General features: G+C 73.8%; 18 protein-coding genes. 10 read left to right on the top strand and 8 right to left on the bottom strand.

Going from position 1 to position 19,463, the window contains the following annotated elements; all coding sequences use genetic code 11:
* Positions 1–3: 3 nt before the first annotated feature.
* Positions 4–1,212, bottom strand: coding sequence for an MFS transporter (locus tag ACIPUC_RS11535; protein ID WP_446588938.1), 1,209 nt, complete (start codon positions 1,210–1,212; stop codon positions 4–6).
* A 118-nt stretch (positions 1,213–1,330) separates the two neighbouring features.
* Positions 1,331–2,350, bottom strand: coding sequence for a hypothetical protein (locus tag ACIPUC_RS11530; protein ID WP_446588799.1), 1,020 nt, complete (start codon positions 2,348–2,350; stop codon positions 1,331–1,333).
* Positions 2,351–2,446: 96 nt separating this feature from the next.
* On the opposite strand from ACIPUC_RS11530, the gene ACIPUC_RS11525 reads away from it, so the two are divergent.
* From ACIPUC_RS11525 to ACIPUC_RS11510, 4 genes are all read left to right on the top strand, one after another.
* The gene (locus ACIPUC_RS11525) at positions 2,447–2,899 is read left to right on the top strand and encodes a DUF4442 domain-containing protein (protein ID WP_078904414.1); all 453 of its coding nucleotides are present in this window, start codon (positions 2,447–2,449) and stop codon (positions 2,897–2,899) included.
* Positions 2,900–2,947: 48 nt separating this feature from the next.
* The gene (locus ACIPUC_RS11520) at positions 2,948–3,148 is read left to right on the top strand and encodes a type II toxin-antitoxin system VapB family antitoxin (RefSeq protein WP_446588936.1); all 201 of its coding nucleotides are present in this window, start codon (positions 2,948–2,950) and stop codon (positions 3,146–3,148) included.
* A gap of 115 nt (positions 3,149–3,263) precedes the next feature.
* The gene (locus tag ACIPUC_RS11515; RefSeq protein WP_446588797.1) at positions 3,264–5,774 is read left to right on the top strand and encodes a beta-glucosidase; all 2,511 of its coding nucleotides are present in this window, start codon (positions 3,264–3,266) and stop codon (positions 5,772–5,774) included.
* A gap of 58 nt (positions 5,775–5,832) precedes the next feature.
* Entirely contained in the window at positions 5,833–6,519 is a 687-nt protein-coding gene (locus ACIPUC_RS11510) for a DedA family protein (RefSeq protein WP_446588795.1), read from the top strand.
* Between the two features lie 88 nt (positions 6,520–6,607).
* On the opposite strand, the gene ACIPUC_RS11505 is transcribed toward ACIPUC_RS11510, so the two are convergent.
* On the bottom strand, positions 6,608–7,159 hold the full coding sequence (locus tag ACIPUC_RS11505; protein ID WP_446588793.1) for a gamma carbonic anhydrase family protein: 552 nt from the start codon (positions 7,157–7,159) through the stop codon (positions 6,608–6,610).
* Between the two features lie 131 nt (positions 7,160–7,290).
* Between ACIPUC_RS11505 and ACIPUC_RS11500 the strand changes: the two genes are divergently transcribed.
* The gene (locus tag ACIPUC_RS11500) at positions 7,291–8,052 is read left to right on the top strand and encodes an acyltransferase (protein ID WP_446588791.1); all 762 of its coding nucleotides are present in this window, start codon (positions 7,291–7,293) and stop codon (positions 8,050–8,052) included.
* Here the strand turns inward: ACIPUC_RS11500 and ACIPUC_RS11495 are convergent.
* Entirely contained in the window at positions 8,049–8,915 is an 867-nt protein-coding gene (locus ACIPUC_RS11495; protein WP_446588789.1) for an EamA family transporter, read from the bottom strand. The two genes, ACIPUC_RS11500 and ACIPUC_RS11495, sit on opposite strands and share 4 nt — an antisense overlap.
* Positions 8,916–9,020: 105 nt before the next feature.
* Here ACIPUC_RS11495 and ACIPUC_RS11490 point away from each other — a divergent pair, with 105 nt between their 5' ends.
* Positions 9,021–9,602 carry a helix-turn-helix domain-containing protein gene (locus ACIPUC_RS11490; protein ID WP_446588787.1) on the top strand — a complete coding sequence of 194 codons (582 nt, stop codon included), beginning with the start codon at positions 9,021–9,023 and terminating at the stop codon, positions 9,600–9,602.
* A 15-nt stretch (positions 9,603–9,617) separates the two neighbouring features.
* Here the strand turns inward: ACIPUC_RS11490 and ACIPUC_RS11485 are convergent, their stop codons facing one another.
* Complete coding sequence (locus ACIPUC_RS11485; protein ID WP_446588785.1) at positions 9,618–10,022, bottom strand: CoA-binding protein; 405 nt, start codon at positions 10,020–10,022, stop codon at positions 9,618–9,620.
* A gap of 112 nt (positions 10,023–10,134) precedes the next feature.
* Here ACIPUC_RS11485 and ACIPUC_RS11480 point away from each other — a divergent pair, with 112 nt between their 5' ends.
* The 3 genes from ACIPUC_RS11480 (at position 10,135) to ACIPUC_RS11470 (ending at position 15,025) form a co-directional block, all read left to right on the top strand.
* Positions 10,135–10,761 (top strand): YigZ family protein, encoded by a 627-nt coding sequence (locus tag ACIPUC_RS11480; RefSeq protein ID WP_446588783.1) that lies wholly within the window; start codon positions 10,135–10,137, stop codon positions 10,759–10,761.
* Between the two features lie 83 nt (positions 10,762–10,844).
* Entirely contained in the window at positions 10,845–12,014 is a 1,170-nt protein-coding gene (locus ACIPUC_RS11475) for an exonuclease SbcCD subunit D (RefSeq protein ID WP_446588781.1), read from the top strand.
* Positions 12,011–15,025: an AAA family ATPase gene (locus tag ACIPUC_RS11470; RefSeq protein ID WP_446588779.1), complete on the top strand. Its 3,015-nt coding sequence runs from the start codon at positions 12,011–12,013 to the stop codon at positions 15,023–15,025. The genes ACIPUC_RS11475 and ACIPUC_RS11470 overlap by 4 nt, the downstream gene beginning before the upstream one ends.
* Here the strand turns inward: ACIPUC_RS11470 and ACIPUC_RS11465 are convergent.
* Positions 15,015–15,461 carry an Lrp/AsnC family transcriptional regulator gene (locus ACIPUC_RS11465; protein WP_446588777.1) on the bottom strand — a complete coding sequence of 149 codons (447 nt, stop codon included), beginning with the start codon at positions 15,459–15,461 and terminating at the stop codon, positions 15,015–15,017. The genes ACIPUC_RS11470 and ACIPUC_RS11465 overlap by 11 nt on opposite strands.
* 94 nt (positions 15,462–15,555) lie before the next feature.
* On the opposite strand from ACIPUC_RS11465, the gene ACIPUC_RS11460 reads away from it, so the two are divergent.
* The gene (locus ACIPUC_RS11460; protein ID WP_446588775.1) at positions 15,556–16,068 is read left to right on the top strand and encodes a rhodanese-like domain-containing protein; all 513 of its coding nucleotides are present in this window, start codon (positions 15,556–15,558) and stop codon (positions 16,066–16,068) included.
* Between the two features lie 61 nt (positions 16,069–16,129).
* On the opposite strand, the gene ACIPUC_RS11455 is transcribed toward ACIPUC_RS11460, so the two are convergent.
* Together ACIPUC_RS11455 and ACIPUC_RS11450 are read right to left on the bottom strand one after the other, a co-directional pair.
* A complete protein-coding gene (locus tag ACIPUC_RS11455; RefSeq protein ID WP_446588773.1) occupies positions 16,130–17,833 on the bottom strand; it encodes a DUF885 domain-containing protein in 1,704 nt (567 codons plus the stop codon).
* A 142-nt stretch (positions 17,834–17,975) separates the two neighbouring features.
* Positions 17,976–19,403, bottom strand: coding sequence for a GNAT family N-acetyltransferase (locus ACIPUC_RS11450; protein WP_446588771.1), 1,428 nt, complete (start codon positions 19,401–19,403; stop codon positions 17,976–17,978).
* Between the last annotated feature and the right edge of the window lie 60 nt (positions 19,404–19,463).

The raw sequence follows: 19,463 nt of genomic DNA, 5'->3' as shown, positions 1-19,463 counted from the left end.
CCTCTATGCCTTCGGCGCGCGCCGGGTCATGCGGCGGACGTCCGGGATCAGCAGGACCAGGGCCGTGGCCAGGACCACCAGGGCCGCGCAGCCCCACAGGGCGTCGGTGCGGCCGAAGGCCGATTCGGCCGGACCCGCGAGGGCGGTGGCCAGCGGGAGCATCGACACCGAGCCGAACCAGTCGTAGGCGGAGACCCGGGAGAACTTCTCCTCCGGGATCTCCTGGTGCATCGTCGTCATCCAGTTCACGCCGAAGACCTCGATGGCCAGGCCGCTGACCAGCATCACAGCGCACAGACCCCACACGGGCAGCGGGACCGCCAGCCCCGCCGACGGCAGGGCCAGCGGGAACACGCACACGGTGCCGACCAGCAGCAGCCTGCGCGGCTTCCAGACCATCATCAGGACGGCGCCCGCGATGGTGCCCGCGCCGAAGAAGGCCAGGGCCACACCCCACGGCGCGGGCCCGCCCAGCCGGTCCCGGGCGACCAGCGGACCGTAGACCGCCTCCGCGGCGCCGACGACGGCGACCACCACGGAGAACTGGAGCACGATGCCCCACAGCCAGGGCCTGGTCCTGACCTCCACCCAGCCTTCCCGCAGGTCGGCCAGCAGGCCGCCGCCGGGACCCCGGTCGGGGACGTGGCTGACGTCGAGGAAGGCCCGCAGGGCGCCCGCGATCGCGAAGGCGGCCGCGTCCACGGCCAGGACCCAGCCCGGTCCGATCGCGGCGATCATCGCCCCTCCGAGGGCCGCGCCGCCGAGGGCCGCGCCGCTCATCGCCATGCGGAAGAGCGCGAAGGCGCGGTTGGCGTGCTGTCCGGAGACGGTGGACAGGAGCATGCCCTCGGCCGCCGGGTTGAAGAAGGCCGTACCGGTGCCGCACAGCGCGGTCAGCAGCATCATCTGCCACAGCTGGGGGTCACCGGCGAGGACGAGCAGCGCGAACACGGCCTGGGAGAGGCAGTTCAGGGCATTGGCCGCGACCATCACGCGGTGGCGCGGCAGCCGGTCGGCGAGTGCGCCGCCGACGAGCAGGAACAGGACGAGCGGCAGCGTGCGGGCGGCCGCGACCAGGCCGACGTCGGAGGCGGAACCGCCGGCGTCCATCACCGCGAAGGAGGCCGCGATGAGCGCTCCGTGGCTGCCGAGGTTCGTCACGACCGCCGCACCCGTCAGCAGGGTGTAGTTGCGGCCGGCCCAGGGGGGCATGCGGCGGCGCGTGGTGGTGCGGGGCGGGGCGGCGGGGGGAGAACTCACCCCCGGACTATCCCCGCCCCGGGCCGCGAATCCAAACGGATTGTCGGCCCGGGGGAGGGGTGAAGGAAGGTCAGCCGCCGGACAGGCGGACCGTGCTGAGGATCTTCTCCATCGTCTCCTTGCTGACCTCGTCCGGGACTCCGGCGGCGCTGTAGAGGATCCAGCTGGCGAAGTCACCCTTGGCGTTCTTGAAGCTGAACGCGATGGACTTGCCGTCGGAGGAGCACTTGTTCGCCTTCGGCTGGCCGGTCACGCTCGCGGTCGCCATGTGGCCCTTGAGGCCGGAGGAAGTGGTGTACTCCTTGGGCTCGGAGACCTGGGTGGTGCCCTTCGGCGCCTTCTGGGCGTACCCGGCGAACGCCCAGTTACCGGCCTCGTTGCGGACGGCCTCGGCGGTGTCCTTCGCGCCCTGGCCGCCCTTGGTGCCGGTGCCGGCCAGCGAGGTCGTCTCCTCGCTGCCGTTCTTGTCGGAGTCGACCTTGCACCAGTCCTCCTTGAGGTAGGCGGGAGCCGACATCATGACGACGGCGGAGCCGTCGTTCTTCACCTCGTCCTCGAAGCCGATGGCCATGCCGGAGCTCAGCACGTTCCACTCCGGCGGGACGTCGAAGGCGGTGCCGTGCTTGGGGTTGATGACCACCTTCCACCCCGCGATCACCGGCTTCACGTCGCCTTCGGCCCGCGGGTTCGGGCTGCTGCCGGCCGGGGCGGGCGCGGCGGACACCGAGGCGGAGGCGGCCGGCTTGTCGTCCGCCTCGTTGGTCTTCTTGTCGTCCCGGGTCAGGACGAACGCGCCGGTCGCGGCGGCCGCCACGACCACCGCGGACGCGGCGACGATCGCCACGGTCTTGGTCTGGAAGGGGCTCCCGCCGCCCGGCTGCCGCGGGGGTTGCTGGGGCAGCTGGGGCTGGCCCCACTGCTGGCCGGGAACCGTCGGGGGCTGCTGGTACCCGGGCTGCTGCGGGTATCCGTAACCGGGCTGCTGCTGCTGGTACGGGTTCGGCTGTCCCGACTGCTGCTGGTACGGGTTCTGTTGCGCGTCCTGGGGGTTCTGCTCGCCCCCGGGCGGCTGCTGCTGTCCTGGCCACATGGCCGGTAACGATAGTGGGAGCGGGCGCCGCGAGCCACGGCCGCCCCCGGTCCGGCTCTGGCCAAGGCCATCTACTCACGGGTAACATCGCGTTTCATGAGCGCAGACCAGATGAACGTGGGCGAACTGCTCGCCGCGACGGTGCCGATGGCCCGGACCCTGAACCTCCAGTTCCTGGAGACCACCCCCGAGCGCGCGGTCGTCCGCCTCCCGGACCAGCCCGACTTCCACAACCACGTCGGCGGCCCGCACGCCGGTGCCATGTTCACCCTCGCCGAGTCCGCGAGCGGTGCGATCGTCCTGGCCGCCTTCGGCGACCAGCTCTCGCGCGCCGTACCCCTCGCCGTCAAGGCCGAGATCGGCTACAAGAAGCTCGCCAAGGGCGTCGTGACCGCCACCGCCACCCTCGGCCGCCCCGCGGCGGAGGTCGTGGCCGAACTCGACGCGGGCGGCCGCCCCGAGTTCCCGGTCACCATCGCCATCCAGCGCGAGGACGAGGCCGTCACCGGCGAGATGACCGTCGTCTGGACGCTGCGCCCCAACGCGTGAGCGAGCCGCGGTACTAGAGTCCCTCGCACGACGATGGAGGGGGAACCCGTGGCGAAGGTCAACATCAGCCTCGATGCCGAGCTCGTGGTGGAGGTGATGGTGCTCGCCGGGGTCGGATCGCCGCAGGACGCGGTGGAGGCCGTCGTACGCGACTACATCGCGCGCGGCCACCGCACCGAGGCGCGCGTCCAGCTGCGGGACGAGCCCGAGCGGGACGCCGACACCGTGCCGCAGCCGCCGCAGGGCTGAAACCCGGCGGCGCGGTGGCGCGTCCCGCCCGCTCTTGGGGGCGGCGCGGCGCACAGTGGGTGGGGGGCGGTCCGGCGCGGGCCGCCCCCTCCGGCTGAGGTCGCAGGGAGCGCGCATGAGCGAGGCCGTGTCCAGACGTTCCGCGATGCGGCTGCTCGCCGCGGCGGGCCTGGGCGCGGGCGGGTGCGTGGCCACCGTGCCGCCCGGCGCGGAGCTCCGTACGGCAGCCTCCCCGGCCCCCGCGCCCGCCGCCGAGCCCGCGAGCGCCGCCCGGATCGACGCCCTCCTCGAGCGGCTCACCCTCGCGGAGAAGACCGCCCTGCTCCACGGCGGCCCGGACCCGGCCTCCCTCGGCCAGGCCGGATACCTCCCCGGCGTCCCGCGTCTGGGCATCCCCGCCCTCCGCCTCGCCGACGGGCCCGCCGGCGTACGCGTCGCCAGACCCGCCACCGCCCTGCCCGCGCCGGTCCTGCTCGCCTCCGCCTTCGACCCGGCGCTGGCCCGCGAGTACGGCCGCGTCATGGGCCGCGAGGGCCGCGCGCTCGGCCAGGACGTCCTCCTGTCGCCCACGGCCAACCTCATCCGCACCCCGTACGCGGGCCGGAACTTCGAGACCTTCGCCGAGGAACCGCGCCTCACCGCCGACCTGGTCGCCGAGATGATCCGCGGGATCCAGGACGAGGGGCTCATCGCCACCGTCAAGCACTTCGCCCTGGGCAACCAGGAGCACGGCCGCGACACCGTCGACGTCGTCGCCGCCGAGCAGACCCTGCACGAGACCGAGCTACGGGGCTTCGAGGCGGCCGTGGCCGCGGGCGCGGGCGCGGTGATGGGCGCCGGCAACAAGGTCAACGGCGTCCACGCCTGCGAGAGCAGACCCCTGCTCGACGACGTGCTGCGCGGCGTCTGGGGTTTCGACGGCTGGGTGATGTCCGACTGGGACGCCACCCACAGCACCGTCGCCGCCATCGGCGCCGGACTCGACATGGAGATGCCGGGCGGCACCCACTTCGGCGGCCCGCTGCGCGAGGCGGTGCACGCCGGCTCCGTCCCCGAGGGCGCCGTCGACCTCGCCGTACGCCGGATCCTGAGCACCATGGACCGCTTCGGTCTGCTCGCGGCCCGGCCCGCCGCCCGGCCCGCGCGCGAGGCGGCCGCCGGGGCGCGGGTCGCCCGCAAGGTGGCCGCGGCCGGGGCGGTGCTGCTGCGCAACGAGCACGCCACCCTGCCGCTGACCGGCGCCGCCGCACGCTCGATCGCGGTGATCGGACCGACCGGCCAGGTCCCCTTCGTCAGCGGCGGCGGGCGGGCCCACGTGATCCCCGACGGGGCGGCAGCCCCGCTCACCGCCATCCGGCAGCGCGCCGGGAACGGCTCGACCGTGCGCTACGCCCTCGGCGAGGACCTGTACGGCCGGGCCCTGCCCGCGACCCTGCTGACGCCGCCCGCCGCTCTGGACGACCGGGCGGTCGACGCCCGGCGCGAGTGGAGGTACGAGGGCGAGTTCCGGCTCGCGGCGGACGACGAGTGGACCCTGCTCGTCCACTACACCGGGCAGCGGCCGGGCGTGCGGCTGGACGGGGAGGAGCTGTTCCCCGTACGGCCGGGCGAGGCCGAGTCCCTCGCGGGCGGACTGCTCGGCTCCGCACCCGACGGGATGACCGTCCGGCGCCGCACGCTCGCCCTGAAGGCGGGTGTCCACCGGCTCGCCGTGACCGCCCGGGGCGGGGACAAGGGCCAGCGCTTCCGGCTGCGGCACACCACGGGGGCCACCCGGGCCGCGGACCTCGCAGAGGCGGTGAAGACCGCGAAGGCGGCCCGCAGCGTGATCCTGTTCGCCTACGAGGACGCCGCCGAGGGCAGGGACCGGCCCACACTGGCACTGCCCGGCGGGCAGGCCGCGCTGATCGAGGCGGTCGCCGCCGCCAACCCCCGCACCACGGTCGTGCTCAACACCTCCTCGAGCACGACCATGCCGTGGCTCGCCCGGACCGGGGCGGTGCTGCAGATGTACTACCCGGGCCAGGAGGGCGCGGGCGCCACCGCCGACATCCTCTTCGGGGACGTGGACCCCGGCGGCCGGCTCACCCAGACCTTCCCGGTCGACGAGCAGACGACGCCGATGGGCGGGGACCCGAAGCGCTACCCGGGGGTGGGCGGCCGGCAGGAGTACAGCGAGGGCATCCACGTCGGCCACCGCTGGTACGACGCCCAGCGGGTGGCCCCGCTGTTCCCCTTCGGGCACGGGCTCTCGTACACGACCTGGCAGTACGAGAAGCTGACGGTCCGGCCGGGCGCCGCCGGGGAACCCGACGGCCTGCGCGTGGAGTTCACCGTCCGCAACACCGGCCGCCGCAAGGGCACCGAGGTGGCCCAGGTGTACGTGGGTCCGTCCGCGGAGCTCGAGCTCGACCAGCCGGTGCGCGCGCTGGCCGGCTACCGGCGGCTGACCCTCGCGCCCGGGGAGGCACAGCGGGTCGTGGTCGACATCGATGCCCGGACGCTGTCCTCGTGGGACCCGGCACGGCGCGCCTGGGTGCTGGGCGCCGGCCGCCGCGAGGTGTTCGCGGGCCGTTCCTCGCGGGAACTGCCACTGAGGTCAAAGGCGGTGGTGGGGAGCCGATAGGCTGCCCGTTCGGCGTGTCACAGGGGGCGCGCCGGCGACGATTCGGGAGGACGTACCGGTGCACATCCAGGAATGGCTGGAGACGATTCCGGCGGTCAGCATCTATCTCCTCGTGGGTCTGGTCATCGGACTGGAGAGCCTCGGCATTCCGCTGCCCGGCGAGATCGTCCTGGTCAGCTCGGCCCTGCTCGCGTCCCAGCACGGGGAGATCGACCCCGTGGTGCTGGGCATCTGCGCGATCACGGGGGCGATCGTGGGCGACTCGATCGGCTACGCGATCGGACGCAGGGGCGGCAAGCCGCTGCTGGAGAAGCTGGGACGGCGCTTCCCCAAGCACTTCGGGCCGGACCAGGTGGCGATGGCGGAACGCTCCTTCGAGAAGTGGGGCATGTGGGCCGTCTTCTTCGGGCGGTTCGTGGCGCTGCTGCGGATCTTCGCAGGGCCGCTGGCGGGTGTGCTGCACATGCCGTACTGGAAGTTCCTGATCGCCAACGTCTTCGGCGGGATCCTCTGGGCCGGCGGCACCACGGCCGTCATCTACTCGGTCGGAATCGTCGCCGAGCCGTGGCTGAAGCGGTTCTCCTGGCTGGCGCTGGGCCTCGCCGTGCTGTTCGCCATCGCGGTGACGCTGGTGGTGCGCAGCCGGATGAAGAAGGCGGCCGCGGGCGCGGCCGCATCGGCCGAGGCAGCGGCGGGGGCCGGGGTCCCCGCGCAGTCGTCGGCCCCGGTGACCGTCGGCGAGTGACAGCGGAGTCCCGCGACGCGGAGCCCGGCCGGCGCTTCCCGGAGTACGAGGCCGTCCTGTCCGCCCTCCGGGCCGCGCTGAGTGCCCGCTAGACCTCCGGGGTGACCGAGGCGCGGTGCTGCTCGGCCAGGTCCACGTACATCCGGGCGTTGATCCTGATGTGCTCGCGCTCCTCCTCGGTCAGCTCGCGCCGCACCTTGGCCGGGACGCCCGCGACCAGCGAGCCGGGCGGGACGACCATGCCCTGCGGGACCAGGGCCTGCGCGGCGACCAGCGAGCCGGCGCCGATGACCGCGCCGTTCAGGACGGTCGCGCCCATGCCGATCAGGCAGTCGTCCTCGACGGTGCAGCCGTGCACGACGGCGTTGTGGCCGATGGAGACGCGCTCGCCGATCGACACCGGGAATCCGGGGTCCACGTGGACCGTGCAGTTGTCCTGCACGTTGCTGTCCGCGCCGAGGGTGATCGGGCCGCAGTCGGCGCGCAGCACCGCCGAATACCAGATGCTCGCGCCGGCGGCCAGGGTGACCTCGCCGACGACGACGGAGGTGGGTGCGGCGAAGGCGGTCGGGTCGACCGACGGCTGCTTGCCGCCCACGCCCGCGATGAGTGCCTGGCCCTGCGTCGCATGCTGCGTCATGATCATTTCCTCTGTTTCCGGATGCCGCGCTACCGGCACGGTAGGGCACGCACCCGGCCCGCCCCGCGATGGGGTGAAGATCACAGGATCGTGGTCCGGACGACCGGCACCCGGCGGACTACCGTGGCCGGGTGCCGAAGAACCAGAACACGTTCTCCTCTCTGACGGCCCTGCGCCGCCGGCTGGCGAACCGCGCGGTCCACACCGGCTGGCGCTGGATGCAGCAGGCCGGCGCGGTCACCGCGCAGACCCCGGGGCGGCTGCGGTTCGCCGCGATCGGGCCCGCCACCCGGCTCGCCTTCCCGCAGGGCACCATCTTCGGCGAGCCCTGGATCCGGCTCGGTGACCACTGCATCATCGGCGAGCAGGTCACCCTCACCGCCGGGATGATGCCGGACCTCGACCTCGGCTCGGAGCCGATGCTCGTCCTCGGTGACGGGGTGGTCATCGGCCGGGACAGCCACGTCATCGCCGACGCCCCGATCACCATCGGCAACGACACCTTCTGCGGCCCCGGGGTGTACATCACCTCCACGAACCACAGCTACGACGATCCGCACCAGCCCGTCGGCAAGCAGTGGCCGCGCAGCGCGCCAGTCGAGATCGGCCCGGGCTGCTGGCTGGGTACGGGCGCGGTCGTCCTGCCGGGAGCGCGGCTGGGCCGCAACGTCGTGGTGGCCGCGGGTGCCGTCGTACGGGGCGAGGTGCCGGACCACGCCGTGGTGGCCGGTGCTCCGGCGCGCGTCGTCCGCCGCTGGGAGCCGGAGACCGGCTGGCAGCCGCCGCTGCGCACACCGGCGCCGGTGCCCATCCCCGACGGGATGACCCCCGAGCAACTGCGCGGCCTGGCGCAGCTGGCGGAGTCGGATCTCGCGCAGGCCGAACCGGCCTAGCCCGCGGCCAGCAGGGCGGTGCCCGCCAGGGCCAGGCCCGCGCCCGCCGCCTGGACCGGGCGCAGGCGCTCCTTCAGTACGGCGAAGGCCGCGAGCGCGGTGATCACCGGGTAGAGCGAGGACAGTACGGCGGCGATGGTGACCGGGCCGCTCTGCGCGGCGACGGAGTAGGTGCCGTTCGCCGCGACGTCCGCGAGGCCGACGAAGGCCAGTGCGGGCAGCATCGCCCACAGGACGCGCGGGCTCGTGCCCGCCGGGAGCGCGGGGGTGCCGCGCCGGGTCCGGACCCACAGGGCGGCGCCGCCCACGGCGACGTTGGTGACGCGCTGCACGAACAGTGCCAGGAACAGCCCGGTCACGGTGGCGGAGGCCTCGGCGATCAGGGCCATCACGGCGCCGAAGCCGAAGGCGGCGACCAGGGTGAGGACGACGGCCTGCCGCTGGACGGGCGCGCCGCGCAGTTCCGGTCCGCCCGCGAGGACGATGCCGACCACGGCCACCGCGATCCCGGCGAACTGCCCCGGGCCGGGCCGCTCGCCCAGCACCAGGCCTGCGGTGACCGGCACCACGACCCCGAGGGAGCCGAGCGGTGAGACCACGCCCATCGGCCCGAGCGCCAGCGCCTTGTAGAAGCTGAGCATGGCCACCGGCCCGACCAGCCCGGCGCCGACCGCGAACCACAGCTGCGGCCCGGCCTCGCGCCAGGCGCCGGTGCCGAGGACGACCGCGCCGAGCACGAGTACGGCGACGACCTGCGAGACGACGACCACGGTCAGCGCGGGAATCCGGCGGGTCAGCAGCCCGCCGCCGAAGTCCGCGAGGCCCCACAGTACGGCCGTGGCCAGGGCGAAGAGGGCGGTCATGGCAGGCCTCGCAGTACAGTGCGGTGAACGGTGGGGTGCAGCATCAAGCACTCCGCACGGTAGTTCACTGTACTGGACTGCGTCATCCAAAATATTGGACGGAATGTGTCGGATCTCGAAAAGCTCACCCAGGCGCTCGCCCGGAACCTCAAGCGGTGGCGCGGAGAGCGCGGGTTCACCCTGGACTCGCTCGCGGCGCGTTCGGGAGTGAGCCGCGGGATGATCATCCAGATCGAGCAGGCGCGTACGAACCCCAGTGTCGGCACGACCGTCAAACTGGCCGACGCGCTCGGCGTCAGCATCTCCACGCTCCTCGACCACGGCCGTGGCCCGCAGGTGCGGATCGTCCCGCCGGACCAGACCGTACGGATCTGGTCCAGCGAGGCGGGCAGTTCGACGACCATGCTGATCGGTACCGACGAACGGGGGCCGATGGAGCTGTGGACCTGGCACCTGGTGCCGGGCGAGGCCACGGAATCCGCCCCCCACCCCTCCGGCACCATCGAGATGCTGCACGTCACGGCCGGGGAGCTGACCCTGGTGGTCGGCGAGGAGCGGTTCCGTGTCCCGGCCGGCGCCGCGGCCACCTTCGAGGCCAACCTCCCGCACGGCTACCGCAACGACGGCTCCGTCCCGATGGAGATGACCCTCGCGGTGTCGGTGCCGCCGGTCTCGGCGCCGATCTAGTGCTGTGACCGGAGGCTAGAGCGCCGGGATCTCGATCGCCGGGCAGCGGTCCATGACCATGGTCAGCCCGGCCGCGCGGGTGCGCTCGAAAGCGGCCTCGTCGATCACGCCGAGCTGGAACCAGACGGCGTCCGCCCCCACGGCCGCCGCCTGGTCGGCCACCGGACCGGCCAGTTCGCTGTTCACGAAGACGTCCACCACGTCCACCTTGAAGGGGATCGCCTCCAGCGACTCGTACCCGGGCTCCCCGTGCACCGTCTCCGCCTTGGGGTGCACGGGGATCACCCGCTTGCCGAACTGCTGGAGGACGCGCGCCACCCCGTAGGCCGCGCGGTCCCGGTTGTTCGAGAGGCCCACCACGGCCCAGGTGTCGCCCAGTTCGGTGAGGATCTTTCGGATGGTCGCCGGATCGCCGTACACGTGTGCCGCCTCCTGCTGGTCAGGCTCTGCTCTTCGGACCCTGCTCTTCGCGCTCTGCGCGCTGAAGGATCAACCGAAAGGACACGTGTCCGATTCCCCGTAGGGTGGAGCGGTGAAGGCAGACCAGTACGTGACGGTGTCCCGCGAGGGCGTGCACGAGTCCGAGATCAACCGCTCGCGCTTCCTGTGCTCGCTCGCGCCCGCCGCGACCGAGCAGGAGGCGCAGGACTTCGTCGCGCGCATCCGCAAGGAGCACCCCACCGCCACGCACAACTGCTTCGCCTACGTGATCGGCGCCGACGCGGCCGTCCAGAAGGCCAGTGACGACGGCGAGCCCGGCGGCACCGCCGGAGTGCCCATGCTGCAGATGCTCATGCGGCGCGACATCCGCTACGCGGTCGCGGTCGTCACCCGCTACTACGGCGGTGTGAAACTCGGCGCGGGCGGTCTGATCAGGGCCTACGGCGGAGTCGTCGGCGAGGCCCTCGACGCGCTCGGCACCGTCACCCGCCGCCGCTACCGGCTGGCCACCGTCACCGTCGACCACCAGCGCGCCGGCAAGACCCAGAACGACCTGCGCTCCACCGGCCGGACCGTGGTGGACCTGCGCTACGGGGCCGCGGTCGAGATCGAGGTCGCCCTGCCCGAGGCGGACCTGCCCGCCTTCGAGGCCTGGCTCGCCGACAGTACGGCGGGCAGTGCCGCCCTCACCCTCGGCGGAGAGACGTACGCGCCCTGAGTGACGGGCCGGACGCGTTAGCGTAGAGGGGTTCGGGAGCGGGAGACCACAGGGGGAGACGGTATGTGCGGCGAGGCCGGCGAGTGAAGTTCCTGCACACCTCCGACTGGCACCTCGGCCGGTCCTTCCACCGCGTGAACCTGCTCGGCGCCCAGGCGGCCTTCGTCGACCACCTCGTCGACACCGTACGCGCACACGAGGTCGACGCCGTCCTCGTCGCCGGCGACGTCTACGACCGGGCCGTGCCCCCGCTGCCCGCCGTCGAGCTGTACGACCGCGCCCTGCACCGGCTCGCCGAGCTCGGGGTGCCCACCGTGATGATCTCCGGCAACCACGACTCCGCCCGCCGGCTCGGGGTCGGGGCCGGGCTGATCGGCCGGGCCGGGATCCACCTCAGGACCGACCCGGCCGGCTGCGCCGACCCCGTGGTGCTGGCCGACGTACACGGCGAGGTGGCGCTGTACGGGCTGCCGTACCTGGAACCGGCCCTGGTCAAGGAACAGTTCGACGCCGAGAAGGTGAGCCACGAGGCGGTGCTGGGCGCGGCCATGGACCGGATCCGCGCCGACCTCGCCGCCCGCGCGCCCGGCACCCGCTCCATCGTCCTCGCCCATGCCTTCGTCACCGGCGGACAGGCCAGCGACAGCGAGCGCGACATCTCCGTCGGCGGGGTCGAGGCCGTGCCCGCCTCCGTCTTCGACGGGGTCGACTACGCCGCCCTCGGCCACCTCCACGGCTGCCAGACGATCAACGAACGGGTCCGCTACTCCGGTTCCCCGCTCGCCTACTCCTTCTCCGAGGCCGGCCACCGCAAGAGCATGTGGCTGATCGAACTGGGCGGCGAAGGCGAGATCGCCGCCGCCGAGCGGATCGACACCCCCGTGCCGCGGGCCCTCGCCCGGCTGCGCGGACCTCTGGAGGAACTGCTGGAGGACCCGGCGCACGCGCAGCACGAGGACTCCTGGGTCGAGGCCACCCTCACCGACCCCGTCCGCCCCGACGACCCCATGGCCCGGCTCGCCGCCCGTTTCCCGCACACCCTCAGCCTCGCCTTCGACCCCGAGGGCCGCGAAGAGGAGACCGGCGCCTCCTACGCCCAGCGGCTCAAGGGCCGCAGCGACCAGGAGATCGCCGAGGACTTCGTCGCCCACGTACGCGGCGGCGGCCAGCCGGACGAGGCCGAACGGGCCGTCCTCCAGGGCGCCTTCGACGAGGTACGGGCCGACGACAGCCGTCAGGAGACCCACCGATGAGGCTGCACCGGCTCAAGGTCACGGCCTTCGGTCCCTTCGCCGAACCCCAGGACATCGACTTCGACGCCCTGTCCGGCGCCGGGATCTTCCTGCTGCACGGGCCCACCGGCGCAGGCAAGACCTCCGTCCTGGACGCCGTCTGCTACGCCCTGTACGGATCCGTCCCCGGCGCCCGCCAGGCCCCCGGCACCAGCCTGCGCAGCGACCACGCGGCCGCCGGCATCCCGACCGAGGTCACCCTCGAACTGACCGCGGGCGGCCGCCGCCTGGAGATCACCCGGCGACCCGAGCAGGACCGCCCCAAGAAGCGCGGCACGGGCACCACCAAGGACAAGGCGCAGAGCGGGCTGCGCGAGCACACCGCCGAGGGCTGGCAGCCGCTCAGCCGCTCGCACCAGGAGATCGGCGAGGAGATCGAGCAGCTGCTCGGCATGAGCCGGGAGCAGTTCTGCCAGGTGGTGCTCCTGCCGCAGGGCGAGTTCGCGCGGTTCCTGCGCGCCGACGAGGCCGCCCGCGGCCGGCTCCTCGGCCGGCTCTTCGACACACGCCGCTTCGCCGCCGTCGAGGCCCTGCTCGGTGAACGCCGCCGGGCCGCCGAGGCCAAGGTGCGCGCCGGGGACGAGAAGGTGCTGCACACCGCGCAGCGGCTCGCCCAGGCCGCCGGGGACAGCGCGGACCTGCGGGCCTGGCCGCTGCCCCGGCACCAGCCCGGCGACCCCGGACTCGCCGGAGCCGTCCGGGCCTGGGCCGCCGTCGCCCGCTGCTCCGCGCGCGAGCGGCTCACCGTCGCCGAGTGGGCGCTCGCCGCCGTCGAGGGCCGGCACGCCGCCGCCCGGCGGGCCGCCGAGGACGCGCGGGAACTCGACCGGCTCCAGCGGCGGCACGCGGAGACCGCCCGCCGGGCGGCCGTCCTCGCCGAGGCGGCCCCCGAGCGGGAGCGCGTGCGCGCCCTGCTGGACCGGGCCCGCCGCGGCGCACTGGTGGCTCCCGCCCTGGAGCTGCGCGGCGCGGCATCCGCCGGGCACCTGGCCGCCGCGCACGCCGAGACGGCCGCCCGCGCCGCGCTCCCGGCCTCGCTGAAGGACGCCGGAACCGGGCAGCTGGCCACGGAGGAGCAGCGGCTGCGCGAGGAGCTCGGCGCGCTCGGCGCCGCCCACCGGGCCGAGCAGCGCAGCGCCGCGATCGGCCGCGAGCGGGCCAACCTGGAACGGGAGTCCCGGGCCGCCGAGGAGCAGCACCGGGAGTCCGCGGAGTGGCTGGAGCGCTGGGACGCCACCCGGGCCGCCCTGCACGCCCGCGTGGACGCCGCCCAGCAGGCCGCGACCCTGGCCGAGCAGATCGCGGGCAAGCTGGAGCCCGCCCGGCTGCAGCTGAACGCAGCCCGGCGGCGCGACGAGCTGGCCGCCGCCGCGGAGCGCGCCGCGGCCGGACTGCTCCGCGCACGCGAGGAGTCGGCCGCCGCCCGGGAGCACTGGCTGGAGCTCAAGGAGGCCCGGCTGCGCGGGATCGCCGCCGAGCTCGCCGAGGCGCTGGTGGCGGGGGAGGCCTGCGCCGTCTGCGGATCGTCGCAGCACCCCGCTCCGGCCCGGCCGGCCCCCGGCCACGTGGACCGCGCCGCCGAGGATGCCGCCCACGCCCGCTTCGAGCAGGCCGAGGAAGCCAAGGCCGCCGTCGAGCGCCGGCTGGCCGCCGACGAGCAGGCCCGCGCCGAGGCCGCGGCCGCCGCCGGGGACGCCACCACCGGCGAACTCCTCGCCCTGACCGCGGACCTGAGCTCCCGGCACGCCGCCGCGCACGCCGCGGCCGCCGGACTCCACGCGGCCCGCGAGCAGCTCGCCCGCGCCGAGCGCGAGCACGCGGCACGCAGCGCCGACCGGCTCGACGCCGAGCGCCGGGCCGCGGCCCGGGCCTCCCACCGCGAACAACTCGACCGGGAACAGGCCGCGCTGGAGGCGGAGCTCGCCCTCGTGCGGGCCGACGCACCGACCGTCGCGGCCCGCGCCCGGACCCTGGAGGACCGGGTCCGCATGGTCTCGGCGGCCGCCACCGCGCTGCGCCGGGCCGAGACCACCGCCGCCCGGCTGAAAGAGGCCGACGACCAGCTCGCCGACGCCGCCTTCAAGGCCGGCTTCGACACCGTCGAGGCCGCCGCCGATGCGGTGCTCCCGGAGTACGAACGCACCGCGCTCCAGCGCCGGATGGACGCCTGGCAGGCAGAAGAAGCCATGCTGGCGGACCGCCTCGCCGAGAGCGACACGGCCGCCGCGGCAACCCGGCCTCCGGCCGAACCGGAGCAGGCCGAGGCGTACGCCGCCCAGGCCGCGGCGAAGCTTCGTACGGCCGGGTCCGCCTTCGACGCGGCCCGCGTCCGGTGCGCCGAGCTCGACCGGCTCTCCCGGCAGGCCGAGCAGGAACTGCGCGCCCTGGGCCCGCTGCGCGAGGCCTACGAACGGGTGGCCCGGCTGGCCGGACTCACCGCCGGCACCTCCGCCGACAACGAGCGCAAGATGCGGCTGGAGGCGTACGTACTGGCCGCCCGCCTGGAGCAGGTCGCCGCTGCTGCGACGGTACGGCTGCTGCGGATGTCCGGCGGCCGCTACACGCTGGTCCACTCCGACGCGCGGGCCGGCGGGCGGGGCCGGTCCGGCCTCGGGCTGCACGTGGTCGACGCCTGGACCGGCAGCGAGCGGGACACGGCCACGCTGTCGGGCGGCGAGACCTTCTTCGCCTCGCTCGCCCTCGCCCTGGGGCTGGCCGACGTGGTCACCGACGAGGCGGGCGGCATGCGCCTGGACACCCTCTTCATCGACGAGGGGTTCGGCAGCCTCGACGACCAGGCGCTCGACGAGGTGCTCGACGTACTGGACTCGCTGCGCGAACGGGACCGCAGCGTCGGCATCGTCAGCCACGTGGCCGATCTGCGGACCCGGGTGCAGGCACAGCTGGAGATCGTCAAGCAGCGCGGGGGCTCGGTGGTGCGCCACCGCACCGCGGCGTCGCTCACGGACTGAGCGGCCTGCGGGGCAGGGGCGAGGAGTACACGATGCTCGTCGTCACCGAGCCGAGGCCGGAGATCCGGCCCGTGACCTCCTCCAGGTGTCCCATCGAGCGGGCGGCGACCTTGAGGACGAAGCAGTCGTCACCGGTGACGTGGTGGGCCTCCAGGATCTCGGAGGTGGCGTCGAGGAAGTCGTGGAACGGCTTGTAGTTGCCGTGCGGATAGCGCAGCCGGACCAGGGCCAGGATCGACTTGCCGAGCTTCTCCGGGTCCACCACGGCCGTGTAGCCGGTGATGACGCCGGCCTCCTCCAGGCGGCGGACCCGCTCGGTGACGGCGCTCGCGGACATCGATACGGTGCGGGCGAGCTCGGTGAAGCTGGCGCGGCCGTCCCGCTGGAGGGCTTCGAGGATCCGCCAGTCGGTGGCGTCGGGGTAATAGTCGGTCATATGGCAGGTCTAGCAGGGGATTCCCCGGCCGGACAAGAAAAAGGCCGGGGAAATCCACTTCCGGGGTTCTTCAACAGATCGTAGATTTTGAGCCATGACGACGACACGGAACACCTCGACCGCGACCGCCGCCAACCCCGTCCTGCGGGTGGCCCCGGCCTCTCCGGCCGAGGCCGCCGCCTACTTCGCGGCGAGCCTCGCCTTCCACGCCGACGTGTCGGATGTCGCCGCCGCCTTCAAGGCCCACCGCGAGCAGGGCGCCGAGCTCGGCTTCCAGCTGATCGACTCCCGCTCCACGCCCTCGTGGGACCAGGCCCACGTGCCCGGCGCCGTCCACCTGCCCACCGCGCTCATCCCCGAGCAGGCCGAGCGGCTCCTCGACAAGAACCTGCCCGTGGTGACCTACTGCTGGGGCCCGGGCTGCAACGGAGGCGCCCGATCCGCACTGGCCCTGGCCGAACTCGGCTTCCAGGTCAAGGAGATGCTCGGCGGCATCGAGTACTGGATCCGCGAGGGCTTCGAGGTCGAGACCTGGCAGGGCAGCGAGCAGCGCGCCGAGGCCGACCCGCTGACCGCCCCCACCGACTCGGACGACTGCGGCTGCTGAACCGCCCGGACATGCGCAAGGGCCGCACCTCACGGGGGTGCGGCCCTTGCGGCGTCGGGAATCAGAGCTTCGAGAGCTCGTCCACCAGGTCGTCCAGTCCCAGCGAACCCTGCGACAGCGCCGCCATGTGCCAGGCCTTCAGGTCGAAGGAGTCGCCGTGCGCGGCCCGGGCGTTGTCCCGGCCCAGCAGCCAGGCGCGCTCGCCCAGCTTGTAGCCGATCGCCTGACCGGGCATCGACAGGTACCGGGTCAGCTCGCTCTCGACGAAGTCCGCGGGCCGGCCGCTGTGCAGGCCGAAGAACTCCTGCGCGAGACCGGGAGTCCAGGTCTCGCCCGGGTGGAACGGCGAGTCCGCGGGGATCTCCAGGCCCAGGTGCATGCCGATGTCCACGATGACCCGCGCCGCGCGCATCATCTGGCAGTCCAGGTAGCCCAGGCGCTGCTCCGCGTCCTTGAGGTAGCCCAGCTCGTCCATCAGCCGCTCCGCGTACAGAGCCCAGCCCTCGGCGTTGGCGCTGACGAGGCCGACGCTGGCCTGGTAGCGGGAGAGCTGGTCCGCCACGTGCGTCCACTGCGCGAGCTGGAGGTGGTGGCCCGGCACGCCCTCGTGGTACCAGGTCGAGACCAGGTCGTACACGGGGAAGCGGGTCTGGCCCATGGTGGGCAGCCAGGTGCGGCCCGGACGGGAGAAGTCCTCCGAGGGGGAGGTGTAGTACGGGGCCGCGGCGCCGCCCGGCGGGGCGATCCGGGACTCCACCCTGCGCACCCGCTCGGCGAGTTCGAAGTGCGTGCCGTCGAGGTTCTCGATGGCCTCGTCCATGATGCCCTGCAGCCAGGCCTGGACCTCGTCCACGCCCTCGATGTGGGTGCCGTGCTCGTCGAGGTGGCGCAGCGCGTCCCAGGGGCCGGCGCCCGGAAGGATCTTGGCCGCCTCGGTCTTCATCTCGGCCAGCAGCCGGTGGTATTCGGACCAGCCGTAGGCGTAGGCCTCGTCCAGGTCCAGGTCGGTGCCGTTGAAGTACCGCGACCAGCGAGCGTACCGCTCGCGGCCGACGGTGTCCGGCTTGCCCTCGACGGCCGGGGCGTACACCGACTCCATCCAGTCGCGCAGTTCGGCTACGGAGGCGGTCGCGGCGGCGGCCGCCTCGTCGAGCTCGGCGCGCAGGGCGTCCGGGCCGGCGGAGGCGAAGTCCTCGAAGAAGGCGGGCTCGCCGCCGTCCTGGCCGGCCCAGGCGGTGAGCTGGCCGATCATGGTGGCGGTGGCGCGCGGGCCGCCGTACAGGCCGCGCTCAAGACCGAGGCCCAGGCCCTCGCGGTAGCCGGCGAGCGCGGCCGGTACGGCGCGCAGCCGCTCGGCGATCGCCGCCCAGTCCTCGTCGGTGTCGGCGGGGGTCAGCGTGAAGACCTCGCGGACGGAGTGCGCGGGGCTGTGGATGTTGCTGACCGCGCAAAGGTCCTCGTCGGCCTCGTGGACGGCGAGTTCGGCCGTGAGGCGCTCGCGCAGCAGGCGGGCGCAGCGGCGCTCGGCGTCGCTGTCGGCGCCGGGGAGCCGCTCGGCGGCGTCGAGGCGGGCGAGGGTGGTGCGGGAGAGTTCCGCGACGGCCGCGCGGCCGGCCGGGGAGAAGTCCGGGAGCTTGCCGGAGCTCGCGGCGACACCGAGGTAGGTACCGGTGATCGGGTCGAGGGCGATCAGATCGTCGACGTACGCGTCGGCCACCTGGCGGGGCAGCCTGCTGTCGCTGCCGTTGTGGAGGGTCTCTGACATGGGGACATCTTCGTATGCGAAATGCGGTCACGTCATCACCGTTTGACGCCGGTCTGCTGACGTGAGCGGCCCGGTCCACCCTCTGGTACGGGCGGAGGGGGACCGGGGCGTGCCGCTCGGCGTCGGGCCGTCGCGGCCGGTGTCAGTGCCGGTGGCGGGGGCCCTGCTGCCCGCGCGGGAGTTCGTACGGGAGTTCGTACGGGAGGCGCGGGCTGACCGGGGTGGCGTCCAGCCGGGCCGTGATCACCAGGGTGCCCTCCTCGATCTGGTAGTCGAGGGGCAGGCCCAGGCCGCGCATGGCGGCGACCATGCCGGTGTTGGAGGCCCGGGTGACGGCGTACACGCTGTCGCAGCCGGCCTCGACGGCCATGGCGATGAGCCGGCGCAGCAGTTCGGAGCCGATGCCGCGGCGCTGCCACTCGTCCTCGATGAGCAGGGCGACCTCGGTTTCGTCCCCGTCCCACAGCAGGTGGCCGAGGGCGACGAGCCTGCCGGAGGCGGTGGTGGCGGCGAGGGTGCGGCCGAAGCGGGGGCTCAGCAGGTGGCCGAGGTAGGCGTCGGCATCGGCGACGGGGCCGTGGTAGCGCAGGCCGAGGGTGCGCTCCGAGCAGCGGTCGTGCATCGCGCGGGCCGCCGCCTGGTCGGAACCGTCGGCGCGGCGCACGGTGATCTCGTTGCCCTCGGGCAGGGTCAGCACGTCCTGGCTGCGGGGCACGCGCGGGCCGAGGCGGGCGTCGAGTTCGACCAGGGCGCGGGCACGGGCGAACTCGGTCGGGGTGAACGGCAAGTGGGGCCTCTCCACGCTGATCGCGCCGCCCGAGGGGTCGCGCAGCCGCATGACCGTGGCCTCCAGGACTCCCTCGACCGGGGCGTCGGCTCCGGAGTTGGGGCGGCCCGAGAGGGTGGTCGCCGGGATGGAGTGGATCGTGCACCGGCCCAGGAGCTGGCGCAGGGCGAGGGGGAGTTCGGCGGCGTCCAGGGCGGTCCGGGTGGCCAGGCCCAGTACGCGGGTCGGGGTGTCGACCAGGTCGTGGGCGTCGGCGCGCTCGATCCAGGTGTTGTGGCCGCCGGCCTGGGCGATGGCGCGGGTCAGATCGGCGGAGGGCAGCTGCTGCGGGGCGCGCAGCAGGAACTCGTCGACGGTGCCGCCCTCGGGGAGCGGGTGCGTCTGGAGGGTGAGGATGTCGACCCCGTTGCGGGCGAGGGCGGTGCAGAGCGCGGCCAGGGAGCCGGGTTCGTCACGGACGGTCGTGCGCATCCGCCACAGGGCCGAGGTGGAAGCGGTCGCGCCGGGGGTGGTGGCCGGCGGGGTCGGATCGCTCGGCGCTGTGCTCTCCGGCGGCGGCGCATGGCTGTGGCGCCGTGCCCACCAGGTGTGGAAGGCGGCGGTGACCAGGAGTGCGACGGCCGAGGCGACCAGCAGGACCGGGCCCCTCGGGCCGTGCACGACGAGATTGGCGATGGCGTCGGCGACCGCGACGGCGCAGAAGAGCGCGGCGAGTTCGACGACGTCGCGACGCCAGTGGTGGCGGTGGAGACGCTGGGCGGGGGTAACACTACGGTCAGTCATGCAGACCACTGTGACGCAGGGGTGTTGCGTGATCACGAACGATCTGTGACCGGCTGGTTA

The organism is Streptomyces sp. LARHCF249, assembly GCF_052871255.1.
The sequence above is the reverse complement of the archived record's forward strand: the minus strand, read 5'-3'. Positions and strand labels throughout refer to the sequence as shown.